Below are 15,893 nucleotides of genomic sequence, written 5' to 3' on the forward strand. Positions count from 1 at the left end.
GGCCGACGGATTGTGTCCGTCGACCGGCCTCGTATTTTCCGTGCTCGATCAGCCGATGGGCGCGATCGGGTCAGGTTCTTCGATCACCACCATCGCGCCCGCGACGTCGCCGTCGTGGGTCAGCGACAGGTGGATCTTGGCGCTCGGCAGGAACTCCGCAGCCTCACCGTGCAGCTTGATGGTGGGTCGACCCCACGCATCGTTGACGACCTCCACCAGCGCGTAGGCGTTGTCACCGACGGCCGGCGGGCGAGCGAACCGCGATGCCGCCCAGGCCTTGATGACCGCCTCCTTCGCCGCCCAACGGACCGCGTAGTGCCGCGCCGGGTCGGTACTGCGGGACTCGCAGTACCGACGCTCGGCCGGTCGGAAGCTCGACAGCATCGCGGTGCCGGGTCGCTTCATCTGCTCTTCGAACTCAGAGATCGTGACGACGTCGAAGCCGATTCCGAGAACCGCCATCACTGGCACCCGGGCTTTCCGGCGCGGTACACGTGATCGGTACCCAGGCGCGCCTCCTCGGTGAGGAGCATGTCCGCCTCGAGCTGACGAGCAGCCTTGGCGGGCACCGCATCTCCACCGAATCGGCGGTCTGCGGGACGCTCGTACAGGGCTTCGCCACCGCACATCGCCGACGCCAGTCGGCGCTGTCCGTCGATGGTGCGCTGCTGCGCCTGCGCCAGGTACGCCTCGCGCTGATCCGCCGGGATCGACTCGACGAACGCCTGCGGGTGGACCACCGCGATCAGACCCGACACGTGACCGAAGCCGAGGCTGGTCAGCAGGCCTGCCTTGAGCGCGAACTCGTTCCCGAAGCGCAGCGGGGTCCGCGGCCACACCAGGTGCGAGAACTCGGCCATCTTGTCGTCGACGCAGTCCAGGCTGCGGTTCGGCGGGATGACGCCCTGACCGAGGACCTGGCACAGGCCGATCAGCTGGAACGCCGCCGCGCCACCCTTGGCGTGACCGGTGAGCGTCTTCTGCGAGATGACGAACAGCGGGGCACCCTCGCTGCGGCCCAGGGCCGCCGCCAGTCGCTCGTGCAGTTCGGCCTCGTTCGGATCGTTCGCCGCCGTCGAGGTGTCGTGCTTGGAGACCACCGAGATGTCGTCGGCAGTGATACCGAGCGCGTTGAGCGACAGCGCGAGCTGCGAATCCTGTCCCCCGCGACCGGCGCCGAGGGCACCGATGCCGGGAGCCGGGATCGAGGTGTGGACGCCGTCGGCGAAGGAGCCGGCCCACGCGACCACGCCGAGGACCGGCAGGCCCATCTCGAGCGCGAGATCACCGCGAGCGAGCAGGATCGTGCCACCGCCGGCCGACTCCACGAAGCCGCCGCGACGTCGATCGTTGGCCCGCGAGAAGCGGTTGTCGGCAATGCCCTTCGCGGCCATCTCGTCCGACTTGGCGGTCGCCGACATGTCGCCGAAGCCGACGATGCCCTCGATACCCAGGTCGTCGAAGCCGCCGGCCACGACCAGCTTGGCCTTGCCGAGCTTGATCTTGTCGACGCCCTCCTCGACGGAGACCGCGGCCGTGGCGCACGCCGCGACCGGGTGCACCATCGCGCCGTAGCCGCCGACGTACGACTGCACGACGTGCGCCGCAATGACGTTCGGCAGGGCCTCCTGCAGGATGTCGTTCGCGCGGGACTCGCCGAGCAGTGTGTCGATGTACAGCGAGCGCATCGACGTCATGCCGCCCATGCCGGTGCCCTGCGTGTTGGCGACGAACGCCGGGTGCACCCAGCGCAGCAGCTCGGACGGGGTGAAGCCGCCGGTGAGGAACGCGTCGACGGTGGTGACGATGTTCCACAGCCCGACGCGGTCCACGGAGCCGGCCATGTCGGCGGGGATACCCCACTTGGTGACGTCGAATCCGGTCGGGATCTGGCCGCCGACCGTGCGGGTCAGCTTGACCTTGCGCGGCACGCGGATCTCGGTGCCGGCCTTGCGGGTGACGGTCCAGTCGCCGCTCTCCGGGTCCACCGCCGCGACGGTGTTCTCCGGGTCGGAATCGACGAACGCACGGGCCTCCGCCTCGGAGCCGACCACGAAGGACAGGTCCTTGTCGATGAACACCGACGTCAGCAGCGGCGCCGTGTTGTCGACCATCGCGCCCTCGTCGCCGTAGGTGCGGATGCCGCAACGCTCGACGACAGCGTCGTGGTAACGCTCGGCGATCTCTTCCTCGGGAACCAGATCGCCGCTCTCGACGTCGTACCAGCCCGGCTTGGGATCGTTCTCCCACGCAACCATTCCGGTGTTCCACGCCAGCTCGAGCACGCCGGCCGCCGACAGCTGCTCGTCGACCTCCATCTCGAAGCGGGTGCGCGCGGAGCCGTACGGGCCGAGCTCACCGGCGCCGACGATGACGACCAGGTCGGCCGGGTCGACATCCAGCTCGGGCCAGGACGGGGCGTCGAGCGCGTCGACGATCCGCGGCGGAGCAGGCAGGGCGGCAATGGAATTCGCGTCCTTCGACGCCTCGTCCTCGGCCTTGCCCGCAGCCTCGGCCGCCTCGGCGGCCTCCTTCGCGAGCGCCGGCAGGTCCAGGTCCACCTCGGCGAGCCCGCCGGTGAGATCCACCAGGCGCGGCGCGTCCGCAGCGGCGCGCTTGACCTCCGGGGTGCACGAGAGCAGCAGTTCGGTCGCCATCTCGTCGGTGGACCAGGTGCGCACACCCTTGGCCTCGACGGCCTCGACCATCGGGTCGTTGCCGCCCATGAGGCCGGTCCCGCGCACCCAACCGATCAATGCATGGACGAGCGTGACCCGCTCGGCCCACGTGCGCTCGGCCGACCAGCGTCCGACGACCGCGTCGAGCGCCGCCTTCGACTCGCCGTAGGCACCGTCGCCGCCGAACAGGCCGCGGTTCGGCGAGCCGGGCAGCACGACGTGCAGGTGGGTGTCGACGTCACGGTCGTAGCCGATCTGCGACAGTCCGCCGATCAGGCGCTCCACCGACCACAGCAGGACCCGCATCTCCATCTCGGCGCGGGCACCCGCGTCGGACAGCTCGCCGGCCACTCGCGGTGCGGCGAACGGGAACAGCATCGTCGGCGTCATCGCCTCCTTGACGAGCTTCTTCGCGCCACCGGCCGTTTCGGTCTGGACATTGCCGACCCACTCGACCAGCGCGTCGACGTCGCTGTACGACGCCATGTTCGCGGGCACCACCCACAGGGCGGCACCGGCGCGGGCGTTCGCGGCGTAGAGCTTGCGGTAGAAGCCGAGTCGGTCGCTGTCGAGGCGCGAGGTGGTCACGACGACCGTCGCGCCGCCGCCGAGCAGCTTGCCGGCGACCGATGCGGCGATCGAGCCCTTGCTGGCACCGGTGACGACCGCGATCTCACCGGTGTACTGCCCGGTCTCCTCGATCGGGGCGACCGCGACCTTTGCGATGCGGCCGTAGATCTCGGCCAGCGTCGTGCGGCCCTCCGCGGTGGCGCGCTGCTGCCACCACTGCGCGTGGGCGGCCACGGCGGCACCGGCGCCGTCGAAACGCTCGACGGTCAGGTCGATCTCACCGGTCCAGCCGCGTGCGAGGTCCTCGCGGGCGGTGGCCCAGCGGTCGTCGATCAGGACGGCCTTCTTGGCGTCGAACGCCGGGGCGACCAGGCGCGGCCAATCGGAGCCGAGCTCGGCCGACACGAGGTCGACGAGCGCGGTGTCGTCCGCGGCGACCGCGGCAGCGGCCGACTCGCTGAAGCCGAGCTGCTCGAGCACCAGACGTGCGGCCGAGGCCAGCACGCCGTTGCGGCCGGTGATGGCCTCGGTGAACTCACCGAGCGCGGCAGCGTCGACGGTTCCGCCCGCTCCCCCGCCGGCAGCCGGCATGGAGACGGCCACGCCGCGGCGGGATGCGACGGCCTGGACGGCGGCGTCGACGAGGGCGTCGACGGCAGCACCGTCGGCGACAGCACCCTCGTGCAGCCCGCCCATCGCGCCACCGCGGACGCTCGAGCCGTCACGGGTACCGAGGGCCACCTCGGCGGTCACGTGGGTGGCCCAGCCGTCGCCGAGCTCCCAGACCTTCTTGACGCGATCCGCGATGGCGGCCGGACGCTTACCGGACGGACCGAAGACCTTGCGCAGGTGATCGCCAATCGAGTCGGACAGCACCGGGCCGAACGGCTTGTACGTGCGGGCCAGGCGATCGACCGTGACCGCGAGCGATCCCATGTCGGCGTCGGCGGCGCCGTCGATGGCACCGAGCGACAGCTCCGACCCGAGGTCGACGAGCAGCTGGTTGCGGCGCGAGGACACGCCGTCGCACAACGCCTCGATGGTGTCGGCGGGACCGATCTGGTCCGGGCGCAGCTTGGTCCAGAGCGCGATGAGCACCTTGGTGGCGTCGGCGGCCTTGAACGCGATGTCGTCGGGGCGCGGACCACCGGTGGGTGCGGCCGGGGCCGCGACGGGAGCAGCAGCAGCCGGAGCCGCGGCAGGCGCGGCACTTTCCACGGGCTCGTCGTCCTCCACCGGCGCCGGATCGACGTCGGTGCTGTAGACGATCGACGCCTCGCGCTCGATGTTGAGCACCTCGACCTTGGTGTTCGCGTGCTCGTCCAGCTTGAGGGTCTGCGACGCCAGGTTCGCGACGGTCGGGGTAGCCCCCAGACCGATCTCGACGAAGCGCTCGACACCGAGTCCGCCGTCGGCCTCGTCGGTGAACAGCAGGTCCTGCGTCTCGATCCAGCGGACCGGGCTCGCGAACTGCCACGCCAGCAGCTCGACGAGGATGACGCGGGTCAGCGCGACGGGACGCTCGCTCCAGCTGTCGAAGTCCGCCAGTACCGCCTGCAGCTGCTCGGACGGCACCAGGTCGGCGATCTCCTGGACGAAGTCGCGACCCAGGTTGAACAGCCGGGGCACGAGGTTCGGGATGTAGCGGCCGATCAGCAGCGACGGGTCGATGTCCTGCGGCAGCAGCTCGTCGAGCTTGGCGCGGAAGTCGTCCACGCCGCCGCGCAGGACGGTCGAGTGGAACGGCACGTCGATGCCGGGCACCAGGATGAACGCGCGCTTGCCACCGAACGCCTCACGGCGGATGTCGATCTCACGCTCGAGCGCCTCGAGCCCCTTGACCGTGCCGGCGATCGCGTACTGCGAACCCTTGAGGTTGAGGTTGACGATCTGCAGGAATTCCCCGGTCGCGTCGGCGACACCGCCCACGAACGCCTGCAGCTCGTCGTCGGCGACGCCGATCTGCGACGGGCGGATCGCGGCCATGCGGTAGTCGCTGCGGCCCGCACCGTCGCGGGGCACCAGTTCGTGCATTGCCGATCCACGCTGGAAGACCACCTCGAGGAGCGCCTCGAGCGGCAGCACGCCGGCGACCGCGGTGAGGGCGTTGTACTCGCCGACCGAGTGACCGGCCAGGTAGGAGCCCTCGACGAACGCGCCGGACTCGCGGAGTTCGGCGACCTGCGCGACACCGAGGGTCGCCATCGCGACCTGCGTGAACTGGGTCAGGTGCAGCACGCCGTCCGGGTGCCGGTGCTCCACCCCGCGCGCCTTGACGAGCGTCGGGTTGTCGCGGACGACGGCCAGGATCGAGAAGCCGAGTGCCTCGCGGGTGTGCTTGTCGGCACGCTCCCAGACCTCACGCGCGGCCTTGCTGCGCGAGCGGGCGTCGAGGCCCATGCCCGGGCGCTGGATGCCCTGGCCGGGGAAGGCGTACACGGTCTTCGGCGCCGCGGTGCGACCCGTCGCGACCATCACCAGGTCACCGTCGACGCGGCAGCCGACCTCGACGATCTCGTCGCCGTGATCGGTGGCGACCCGGTCGACGCGGACGTCGATCTCGGCGCCGGGGCGGACCATCCCGAGGAAGCGGGCGGTCCACGCGGTCAGGCGACGGGTCGGCACCTTCGATGCGGGGTCGACGGCGACGACGGCCTGCTGCGCGGCGGCCGACAGCCACATGCCGTGCACGATCGGGCTGCCCAGACCGGCGAGCAGCGCCGCGGCGTCGGAGGTGTGGATCGGGTTGTGGTCGCCGGAGACGCGGGCGAACGCGGCCATGTTGCGCGGCGCCACCATCTTCAGATCGCGGCGGCGACGACGCGGGGTTTCCGCGACGTCGGCGGACAGCGATCCGCCGGCGCGAGCCGGATCGGCCAGCTCGCCCTTGCCGGTGCGGCCACGAATCGCGAAGCGCTCGGTGAGCGTCGCGACGGCGGGAGCCTCGAGGCCCTCACCGAGCATCGCGCCGACCTCGACGCGGACCTCGACGACACGACCCATGTCGGTGTCGATGACATCGCCGGCCTCGGCACGGACCACGAGAATGCTCGTCTCCGTGGGCAGTTCGCCGACGAGGTCGACCGCGTGATCGAGGTGGACCAGGTCGAGCATGCCCTCGATGACGTGCACGCCGGACTCGGTGGCGGCGGCGCCGAGCGCCGCGAACACGGCCGGCCAGCACGCGCCGACGACGACGTCGGGCACGGCCTTGCCGCTGGTGCTCACGGTCTGGGGCAGGCCCACACCGGTCACGCCGGCGTGGTCGGCGACCAGATCCGGGGTCCACGCCAGGTTGATGTGCGCGACACCGTTCTTCACCTGCGGAAGCTCCTGCCCCGCAGCGACACCCAACAGTGCCGACATCGACGCCTCGGCGTCGGCCTGGGTCACGACGGGGGCGCCGCCGTCACGGACGGTGACGGGCACCGTGATGCGGATCTCGACGGCCTTGCCCTGCGCGAGCGGCACGGTCAGATCGACGTGCTCGGCGTCGGCGACGACGAGGCGGGCGCCGGTCTTGTCGTGGCTGGCGACGGTGTCGGACTCGATCGTCCACTCGTCGACGGCGCCGAGACGGCGAACCGGGTTCTGCGTCAGGCGCGCGGCCCACAGGACGTCCGGGGCGGTGAGGACGGCGTCGAGCAGTCCGGTGCCGAAGCCGCCGTGACGACGACCGGCGATCGGGGTCGGGGTGGCGCCGGCGGCGACCAACTCGTCCGCGGTGGCCTTCTCGAAGCGGTCGAGCAGCTCACCGACCGGCTCGTCGACGCGGGTGATGCCGGCGACCGCGACGGTGCCGGGAATGATGCACACCTGGTCGGCGGTGTAGCGCGGGTCGTGGGCCTGCCACAGCGAATCCGAACGCCACCAGCGTCGGACGTCACCGTCGACGACGGGAACGAAGTTGACCGGCTTGCCGGGGGTCTTGCACAGCGCGACGAAGAACGGGACGTCCGCCGGGTGCAGCACCGTGGTGGCGTAGTCGGGGTACGCCGCCTCGAGAGCGCAGAGCGCTGCGAAGGGCTGGTCCAGCGTCGCAGGATCCGCGAACAGCGTCTGGATGGGGCCGCGGTCGTTGCGGTGCAGTCGGGCCTCGGCGCGCTGCAGCATCTCGCCGAAGCGATCCCGCCACGACACGTCCAGCCACACCGACTGCGTGGCGTCGACGATCGCGTCCTGCACGTCGCCGCCGCAGTCGAACGCCTGCGCGGAGTCGACGCCCACGGCCAGCTCCAGGTAGCGGCGCAGCCACTGCTGGTAGGTCATCGAGGCGACGTCGCCGAAGTACGGCTTGGCGGTCACGTCGAGCGCGGCGATGATCTCGTCGCGGCGGGCCGCGACGGCGTCGGCGTCACCGGCGACCTCGTCGAGCAGACGGCCCGTGCGCGACGCGGCGTTGTCGATCTCGTGGATGTCGGCACCGAGCTGGCTGCGGCCGGAAGCCATGCCGCCCTGCGCGGTTCCCGCACCGACCCAGTCGGGGGTGCCGGGGGTGTCGACGAGCATCTGCTTGACGTCGGGCGAGGTGGTGGCCTCGAGCGTCGCCATCGCGGCGGTGCCGACGAGGATGCCGTCGAGCGGCATCGCCGGGAACCCGTGCTCGGTGGCCCAGCGTCCGGTCAGGTAGTCGGCGGCCCGCTCAGGGGTGCCGATGCCGCCGCCGACACACAGCACGAGGTTGTCGCGGGTGCGCAGCTCGGCGTACGTGGCGAGCAGCAGGTCGTCGAGGTCCTCCCACGAGTGGTGGCCACCGGCGCGGCCGCCCTCGATGTGGACGATGACCGGGAAGTCCGGGACCTCGTTCGCGATGCGGATCACCGAGCGGATCTGCGCGACGGTGCCCGGCTTGAACGCGACGTAGCTGAAGCCGGCCTCGGTCAGCTCGTCGATGATCGTGACCGCTTCGTCGAGCTCGGGGATTCCGGCGGTGACGACGACGCCGTCGAACGGCGCGCCCGCGGCGCGGGCCCGCGGGACGAGCCGCTTGCCGCCCACGTGCAGCTTCCACAGGTACGGGTCCAGGAACATCGAGTTGAACTGGACGGCACGGCCCGGCTCGAGCAGACCCTTCAGGCCCTCGACGTTGTCGGCGAAGATCTGCTCGGTGACCTGGCCGCCACCGGCGAGCTCGGCCCAGTGGCCGGCGTTCGCGGCGGCAGCAACGATCGCGGGATCGACGGTGGTGGGGGTCATGCCCGCGAGCAGGATCGGCGAGCGTCCGGTGAGCTTCGTGAACGCGGTCTCGACGGCGACGCGGCCGTCGGGCAGGGTAACGGCCTTGGGCGCGAACTCCGTCCACGCCCGAGCGACCTCGGGGGTGGCACCGGGGGTGAGCAGGTTGCGGTGGCCACCGCGGGTGGAGGCGGCGAGGATGCCGACGCCGTGACCACGCAGGCCGGCCGAGGTCATGCGGGTGAGCAGATCGCCGGGTCCGAGGTCCAGGATCCAGCGGGCGCCGGACTCGACGGCGCCTTCGACGGCGTCGACCCAGTCGACCGGGTCGACGAGGACGGCCTGCGCGAGCGCGCGCACCTGGTCGGCGTCGAGACCACAACGGGTGGCCCAACCACCGATGATGTCGACGGCCTCGGCCAGCGCGGGGTGGTGGAAGCCGATCTCGACCGAGAGCGACTCGAAGACAGGCGAGAAGACTGCGCCACCACGGGTCTTGGCATCGCGTTCACGGGCCTCGTCGGCTGCGATCTGCTCGCAGCGCTGCTGGACCCGTGCGAGCTGAGCCGGCGGGCCCGACAGCACGACGCGACGACGCCCGTTGCGGATCGCCAGGACGGCGGCGCGCTCGGGCGCCTGGCCCTCGGCCAGCTCGGCGACGATGACGGCCAACCGCTCGGGGTCGACGTTGGAGACGGCCAGCATCGGCGAGCGGTCGGCACCGGCGATGATTCCGCGGCGACGGCCGACGAGACCCGCAGCGGCACCGATGAGCTGGGCGGTTGCGAGCAGCGCGCCGTCCGCGGCACCGCCGCCTGCGACGGCAGCGGCAGCGATCAGGCCCTGCGAGTGGCCGATGGTGGCGACCGGGGCGTTCACCGCGGGGTCGAGGCCCTGCTGCTGCAGCGCGCGCAGCGCGGCCAGCTGGGTGAGGAAGACGCCGGGCAGCGAGACCGCGGCCGACGTCAGGGCAGCCTCGGACGGTCCCGCGGGCGCGGTCTCGTCGTCGGCGAGTTCCTGTTCCAGAATCCACGCGATCGGATCGAAACCGACCGGGCGGACGACGAGGAGATCCTGCGCGACCGGCTCGAGCATCGCGGCAGCCTCGTTCACGAGCTCCGTGAGCGTCGGCTCCAGACCGCTGTCGCGGGTCAGTTCGGCCAGTGCGCTCAGCCACGGGGCACCCTGCCCACCGAACGCGAGCGCGTACGGCTCGCCGGCACGCAGACGGTCCACGAGGGGTCCCTGCGCCGCGGAACGGACCGGAGTCCGATCAGCACCGAACTGGCTCTGCTCCTTCGAGGTTCGTCCGTTTCCTGCAGTGTCGTCGATCGTCACTGAAGTTGTGTCCTCTCCTGGTTCCCTCACGGGAGGTAGGTCTTGGTCGGCCGCCCTCGGCAGAGCTGACGCGTGGCATCCCGAGACACCCACGGCACCCCTCGAATTCACTTCGGAATCCAGCGAATCCGGGCGTGTAAAGGTTGGCACAGAATCATGAGGAAAGCCTCACGTTTGTCCGCCGACCCCGTTCCTACCAGCGAGTATCGAGTGACATTGCGCACACCGTCGCCCTCAAGTGACTCGTGAGTAGACCTCGTAACCGCGGGTCAGGTGGCATGCGAGGACGTCCATAAACCTGAGGGAACCCTCACGTTGATTGTTACCAATTCGTGATCACCTTGACGGCGGCGCCCAGACGTGCGGCAGGCGCTGTCGGACCGTCCCCGTTGTCGGAGGACGCCGCTACCGTGCGACGCGTCAATCGAAATCCAGGGGGGATTCATGACCGACAATCGGATTCGCGCACTCGTCGAATACATCGGCACCGCGCTGCCGCCCGACCGCTCACACTGGCCGGCCGGCTGGCCACGCGAGGCCGAAGCAGCGCTGCTCGACGCGATCTTCGCGGCCCGCGCCACCTACGGCACCCCGACGTCCGGCGTCCGGCGGGTCGTCGCCAACTGGCGCGCGCACCGGAAGCACGAGCTCGACGATCTTGGCGCGCTGGCTGCCTTCGCCGACGCCCCGGACCACCTCGCGGAAATCCTCGACAACCGGCAGCGAGTGCCGGGCAACTACACCACCAAGGCCGAGGCGGCGGCCCTCGCGGCGGCGGCATTGATCGACGCCGGAATTCCCGGCAGCGAACGGATCGGGGACGGCCGACGCGCGCGGGAGGCGATCACCGCGGTTCCGGGACTGGGGGGCGCCACGTGGGAGACCTTCGTCCTGCAACTCGGGCTGGTCGGCCCCGCAGCGCTCGGTGCAGTGCACGGGTTCGTCGCGCAGGCGCTGGGCCCCGCCGAACCACCGGTGAGCGAGGCATGCGCCCTCGAACTTCTCGCCTCCGCATCCGAGACCGAGAACATCCCACCGGCCGCCCTCCTCAACGCCGTGTGGCGGTACGGACGAGCCCGGTCGATCAGACCGAAACCGTTGTCCGCGTAGCTGAATCACCTCACGGGTGCGGTCGGCCGGTCCTGCGGTTCAGGACCGGCCGGCGGTGGCGTAGGCTGACATCGCTCGCGCGAGTGGCGGAATTGGCAGACGCGCTGGATTTAGGTTCCAGTGTCTCAGGACGTGGGGGTTCAAGTCCCCCCTCGCGCACCACGGCGGCCGTGTCGTCGCCTCTACGCCACGTTCTCTGCGGCAAGGGTGGCGAAGGATCGGCGCAGGAGGTCGACTGCGTCCACCCCCTCGGATTCGGCCCAGGTGCTCAGGGCGATGTCGAAACAGGCGAGTGCGGACTGCACGAGCGTCTGTGCCCGAAGTTCCGCATAGTCGCCGTTCAGACGTGCCTCCACAACGGGAACCAACATCTTCGCCCAACCCAGGTGCTTCTCGAGGTTTCGGGCACGAAGTGACGCGGTGCTGGTGAGCACCCGCATGGTCCGCTTGCTCCGCTCTTCCTCACCGGCGTTGCGCGGGCGAGACAGCAAGGCTTCGAAAGCGATTCGCAACGAGACCAGGGGCGGTTCGTCGGTCGGGCGCGAGGCAAGCCCGTCGCGGACGAATTCACCCCAGCGAGTCAGGTCCCCGATGACCGCATCCTCCTTGGCGGGGAAGTACCGATGGAAACTCCGCGCGGAGATCCCGACCTCGGCAGCGATCTGTTCGACGGTGACGGACTCGAAACCGTGCTCGGCGAACAGGTCGATCGCGACATCGGATATGCGCGTGCGCACAGCTTCACGGGTGATGTCGCGCAAACGCGGGGCGGGTGCCGGGGAACTGTCCACATCGGCAGCATACATGGACAAACTTGTCAGCCTCTGACACATTGGTCTGCAACCGCCAGCGAGGAGGATCCATGGAAGAACGCACACTCGGCAAACAAGGACTCACGGTCTCCGCCCTGGGCTACGGCGCGATGGGCACGGCAATCGGCTACGGCCCGACCGACGACGTCGAATCGATTGCCGCGATCCGTGCCGCACACGATCTCGGCGTGACGATGTTCGACACCGCCGAGATGTACGGCTGGGGCGAGGGCGAGAGGTTGCTCGGCCGCGCCTTGGCTCCGGTGCGTGACGACGTCGTGATCGCCACGAAGTTCGGACTCACCCGGTCGTTCGGGGCCGACTCGCGTCCCGAACACATCCGCGAGGTCGTCGACGCCAGCCTGCGCAACCTCGGCATCGACACGATCGATGTGCTCTACCAGCACCGTCCGGACCCGACTGTGCCCATCGAGGACGTGGTCGGCACGATGGCGGAGTACGTCCAGGCGGGCAAGGTTCGGTATCTGGGTCTGTCCGAGGCCGACGAGGCGACGATCCGCAAGGCGCACTCGGTTCATCCGATCTCGGTCCTGCAGAGCGAGTATTCGATCTTCACCCGTGAGGTCGAGTCGCTCTTCCCCGTGCTCGAGGATCTCGGTATCGGTTTCGTCGCCTACTCGCCTTTGGCCCGGGGGTTCCTCAGCGGCGCTGTCTTCTCCCGAGACCACTACGACGCGAACGACTTCCGTCGACACCTGCCGTGGTGGGACCCGCAGAACTTCGATGCCAACCTCGCGATCGTCGACGGCCTCGACGCTCTGGCCCGTCGAAAGGATGCCACTTCGGCCCAACTGGCGTTGGCCTGGCTCCTGACCCGTCGGGACTACGTGGTCCCGATCCCCGGTTCCCGCAACCCATCCCGGGTCGCACAGAACATCGCCGCCTCGGACCTGGTACTGGACGCCGAGGATCTGCGTGCCGTCGACCGTGTCGCCGGCGGAGGCGGGATCGGCAACCGGAACTGAGCATCGCCGTCCTTCCCTACGATGAACGCATGGCACGGACACCGGACAGTTCGTCTCCGCACGTGGTCACCTACGACGGGCTGCCGGCATCCGCCGGCGGCGCGCACTCGCTGCGAGCCAAAGATCCCGACAAGGCATTTCGGCGGGTTCGGAGCTTCATCGAGGAGTGCACCGCACAGGCGTCGCCCCCGTCGTGGGTGTTCCGGGTCGCGGCCGGTGGCCCACCCGCAGCGACCGAGCACCTCGTCGCCCTCGCCACCGACCGTTTCGGCGGCCCCCGTCACCGCGCGCGAACCCACACGGAATGGAAAGTCGCGCCCGGCGCCGTGGACCACGCCCTCGACATGCTGGGAACCGCCGGGCCCGACGCGGTGACGAGCCACGGGCATTCGCTGGCCGCGCTGACCTGTGGCATGCGTGTCGATCTACTCGACCCGCTCGCCCGTGCCCCGTACCCCGACATCACCCCCGATGCCTTCGGCCGCTTCGCGGTCGACGGGTACGGCCGTCTGCTGGGCGCCTCCGGCGTTCGTGCAACCGTCGGCACCGCGGCGTCCTCGGTGTCGCTGTGGCTGAACCTGCCGGCCGACGACCGTCTGGCCCCAGCCGCGCGTCATCTGCAGGACCACCTGCCGTTTCGTCTGTCCGCGAAGCACTGGCGCCTTTGGCAACCGACGCGCAGCGGCGACGCATACCGCTCCACGAAGATCCCGTCGCCGGTGCACACCCGCGACTGATCCGCGCGTCGCGGTGTCCGGTCAGCGCCTGTTCTGCCGTTCCTGCGCGAGCGCGCGCTGCTTCACTGCCGTCTCCCGGTCCAGCCGAGCGAACACGAGATGCTGTTGCGCGTAGGTCCAGATGTTGTTGCTCACCCAGTACAGCAGGATCGCGATCATCAGGAACGGACCACCTACGAGGACGCCGAGCGGGAACACCCAGAGCATGAGCTTGTTCATGATCGCGGTCTGCGGGTTCGCCGATGCGTCCGGCTCCTGCCTGGCGACGGAGGCACGCGCATTGAAGTGCGTGGCGAGCGACGCGATCACCATCAGCGGAATCGCCACGGCCGCGATCGTGGCCACGGTCGGCACGCCGCCGTGCGCCGCGAAGGACTCGAGGGTGCTCTGCGGAGAAGTGATCGCGGTCGAGATCGGTGCACCGAACAGGCGCGCGCTCAGGAACGACTGCACGTCGGCCGGACTGAAGATGTAGTTCGCGGTGTTCGCGTTGTCCTGCGCAGTCATCCCGAGCCCACCGTGACCGGTTCCGGTGCGGTTGAAGGAACGCAGCACGTGATAGAGCCCGATGAACACCGGCGCCTGCACCAGCATCGGAAGACAACCCATCAACGGGTTGAAGCCGTGTTCCTGCTGCAGTTTCTGCATCTCGAGCGCCATGCGCTGCCGGTCACCGGCGTACTTCTTCTGCAATGCCTTGATCTGCGGTTGCAACTCCCGCATCTGGAGGCCGGTACGGATCTGTCGGATCGCGGGTCCGAGCAGCAGCAGACGCAGGGTGAAGACCAGGAACATCACCGCGAGCGCCCACGCGAAGCCGTTGTCCGGACCGAGTGCGGCGCCGAACGCTTTGTGCCAGAACCACAGAATCGCGGAGACGGGATAGTAGACGAAATCGAGCATCGAGCACCTCTTCGTCGCGTGACACGACAACGGGTCGTATCACGCGGGTGTTTGCCGCGCCGGGGTCCTTCGGACTGTTACGGGCGCTGGACGGACAGGGATCATCTGTGCGGCACAGCGAAGCTATGCGGCGGCGAGAGCCTGTCCGGGTGCTCGGGGACGACGGGGACGGCCGGGGGTGTTCGGCGCGCTCTGCCTGCGGAACGCGCCACGCAGGTGCCGCTCCTCGCGCGGTGGTCCGGCGGCCGGCGCCGCCAACCGGTGCAGTTGCGACAGCGCACCGTCACCGCTGACCGCGAAGATCAGTGCGATCGCCAGGGCAGTGCCCGCGAGGGCGGCGGGACCGTCGACGGCCGTCGTCGCGATCACCAGGGTCAGCACGCCGACCCAGGTGAGCTGAACTGTGTTCAGCCTCTCCGCGAGTGCCGACCGGAACGGTGCCATGACAGGCACAGTACCGGCACGGCGCCCACCCGGTGTCGATGCTGCAACCATTCCCGCGACACGCGAACTCCGCACCCGTTCGCCGCGCTAGCGTTCGGGGTTATCGCGGCACCACCGTCGCGACACCGTTCCGCGGCAGACAGGGGACGACGGTGTCCACACGTGTTCTCTCGGACTCGACCTGTACCCACGTCGTCGACGTGGCCGCCGAGAGGGTCGACATCACCGACTGGCTGTTCTCGCTACCCGAGGCCGAGTACCGACGATGCTGTCCCCCGGACCACATCACGATCGGCGTCGGCACCGCCGAGGACGGGCATCCGCTGTCCATCGGTGTCGAGACGATCGGCGACGCACTCCTGATCCACCACTTCGCCACCGAGGTCGTCGAGCCTCACCACTGCCGGATGCTGTCGACGTCGGACGTCGTGTCCGCGGAAGGCCGGACGACGGTGGACGTGACCTGGGAGTTGCGGGCCCAGCCCACCGGCGACGGTCGGTGCACCGTCACCGACCGGATCCTCGTCACCCCGACCGGGGACTACTTTGCCTTCATCGAACGACACGGGATCGTCTTCGAGGACGCAGCGGCCTCCTGCCACGCCGCGTGCGGTGACCACGTCCGACGCGAGACTCCTCTGCTCGCGGGCAGCATCGCCCGCCGGGCGTCGAACTCGAACGGGCGCCACGCCGCCGACTCCACTGCCCTCGGGAGGCTTCCGACGATCCCGGACAGCGACGGCGACACCGCGAAGGCCGTCGTCCGCCGGACCACCGAGCAGGTGCAGGGCGGTGGCGACTTCACAGTCTTCGACGAGCTGTTCGCCGACGACTACGTCGACCACACCCCGCAGCGGGGACTCACCCCCGACAAGTCCGGCACGAGACTGCTGTACCAGTCGATGCGCGCGGCCTTCCAGGACTTCCACGCCGAGATCCACTGGCAGTCGGTCGACGGTGACCTGGTGACCACCTACAAGACCTACCGCGGAACCCGACGGGGGACGTTCCCGGGCGTCGAACCCACCGGCCGCGCAGTCACGTTCGACACCGTGGACGTCATGCGGGTGCGTGGCGGCCGGATCGTCGAACATTGGGGTGCCGCCAACCTGCTGTCGCTGATGGACCAGCTCGGCTAAT

Annotated in this window: 8 protein-coding genes, 1 tRNA gene and 1 pseudogene; 5 read left to right on the forward strand and 5 right to left on the reverse strand. The window is 69.8% G+C overall.

The window, feature by feature from the left end; genetic code table 11:
• Positions 1–48: 48 nt before the first annotated feature.
• Entirely contained in the window at positions 49–462 is a 414-nt protein-coding gene (gene acpS, locus C7H75_RS16195; RefSeq protein ID WP_005512119.1) for a holo-ACP synthase AcpS, read from the reverse strand.
• Positions 462–9,761 (reverse strand): type I polyketide synthase, encoded by a 9,300-nt coding sequence (locus C7H75_RS16200; RefSeq protein WP_106851592.1) that lies wholly within the window; start codon positions 9,759–9,761, stop codon positions 462–464. Before C7H75_RS16200 ends, acpS begins: the two co-directional genes overlap by 1 nt.
• A 444-nt stretch (positions 9,762–10,205) precedes the next feature.
• Here C7H75_RS16200 and C7H75_RS16205 point away from each other — a divergent pair, with 444 nt between their 5' ends.
• Both C7H75_RS16205 and C7H75_RS16210 read left to right on the forward strand, forming a co-directional pair.
• A complete protein-coding gene (locus C7H75_RS16205; RefSeq protein WP_106851593.1) occupies positions 10,206–10,871 on the forward strand; it encodes a DUF8548 family protein in 666 nt (221 codons plus the stop codon).
• A gap of 77 nt (positions 10,872–10,948) precedes the next feature.
• Positions 10,949–11,033 (forward strand) — tRNA-Leu (locus tag C7H75_RS16210).
• A 20-nt stretch (positions 11,034–11,053) separates the two neighbouring features.
• Here C7H75_RS16210 and C7H75_RS16215 read toward each other — a convergent pair.
• Positions 11,054–11,662, reverse strand: a complete 609-nt coding sequence (locus C7H75_RS16215) for a TetR/AcrR family transcriptional regulator (RefSeq protein ID WP_233281780.1) — start codon at positions 11,660–11,662, stop codon at positions 11,054–11,056.
• Between the two features lie 71 nt (positions 11,663–11,733).
• Between C7H75_RS16215 and C7H75_RS16220 the strand changes: the two genes are divergently transcribed.
• Together C7H75_RS16220 and C7H75_RS16225 are read left to right on the forward strand one after the other, a co-directional pair.
• Positions 11,734–12,669 carry an aldo/keto reductase gene (locus tag C7H75_RS16220; protein ID WP_084866360.1) on the forward strand — a complete coding sequence of 312 codons (936 nt, stop codon included), beginning with the start codon at positions 11,734–11,736 and terminating at the stop codon, positions 12,667–12,669.
• 29 nt (positions 12,670–12,698) lie between these two features.
• On the forward strand, positions 12,699–13,406 hold the full coding sequence (locus C7H75_RS16225; RefSeq protein ID WP_175280042.1) for a hypothetical protein: 708 nt from the start codon (positions 12,699–12,701) through the stop codon (positions 13,404–13,406).
• Positions 13,407–13,450: 44 nt separating this feature from the next.
• Here C7H75_RS16225 and yidC read toward each other — a convergent pair.
• Positions 13,451–14,309, reverse strand: a pseudogene (gene yidC, locus C7H75_RS16230) (membrane protein insertase YidC); the annotation flags it as partial.
• 123 nt (positions 14,310–14,432) lie between these two features.
• On the reverse strand, positions 14,433–14,753 hold the full coding sequence (locus tag C7H75_RS16235) for a DUF6412 domain-containing protein (protein WP_005512109.1): 321 nt from the start codon (positions 14,751–14,753) through the stop codon (positions 14,433–14,435).
• Between the two features lie 152 nt (positions 14,754–14,905).
• On the opposite strand from C7H75_RS16235, the gene C7H75_RS26085 reads away from it, so the two are divergent.
• Complete coding sequence (locus C7H75_RS26085) at positions 14,906–15,892, forward strand: ester cyclase (protein WP_233281781.1); 987 nt, start codon at positions 14,906–14,908, stop codon at positions 15,890–15,892.
• Position 15,893: the final 1 nt, after the last annotated feature.

The organism is Rhodococcus (subgen. Prescottella) equi (assembly GCF_003013675.1).
GTDB lineage: Bacteria > Actinomycetota > Actinomycetes > Mycobacteriales > Mycobacteriaceae > Prescottella > Prescottella equi.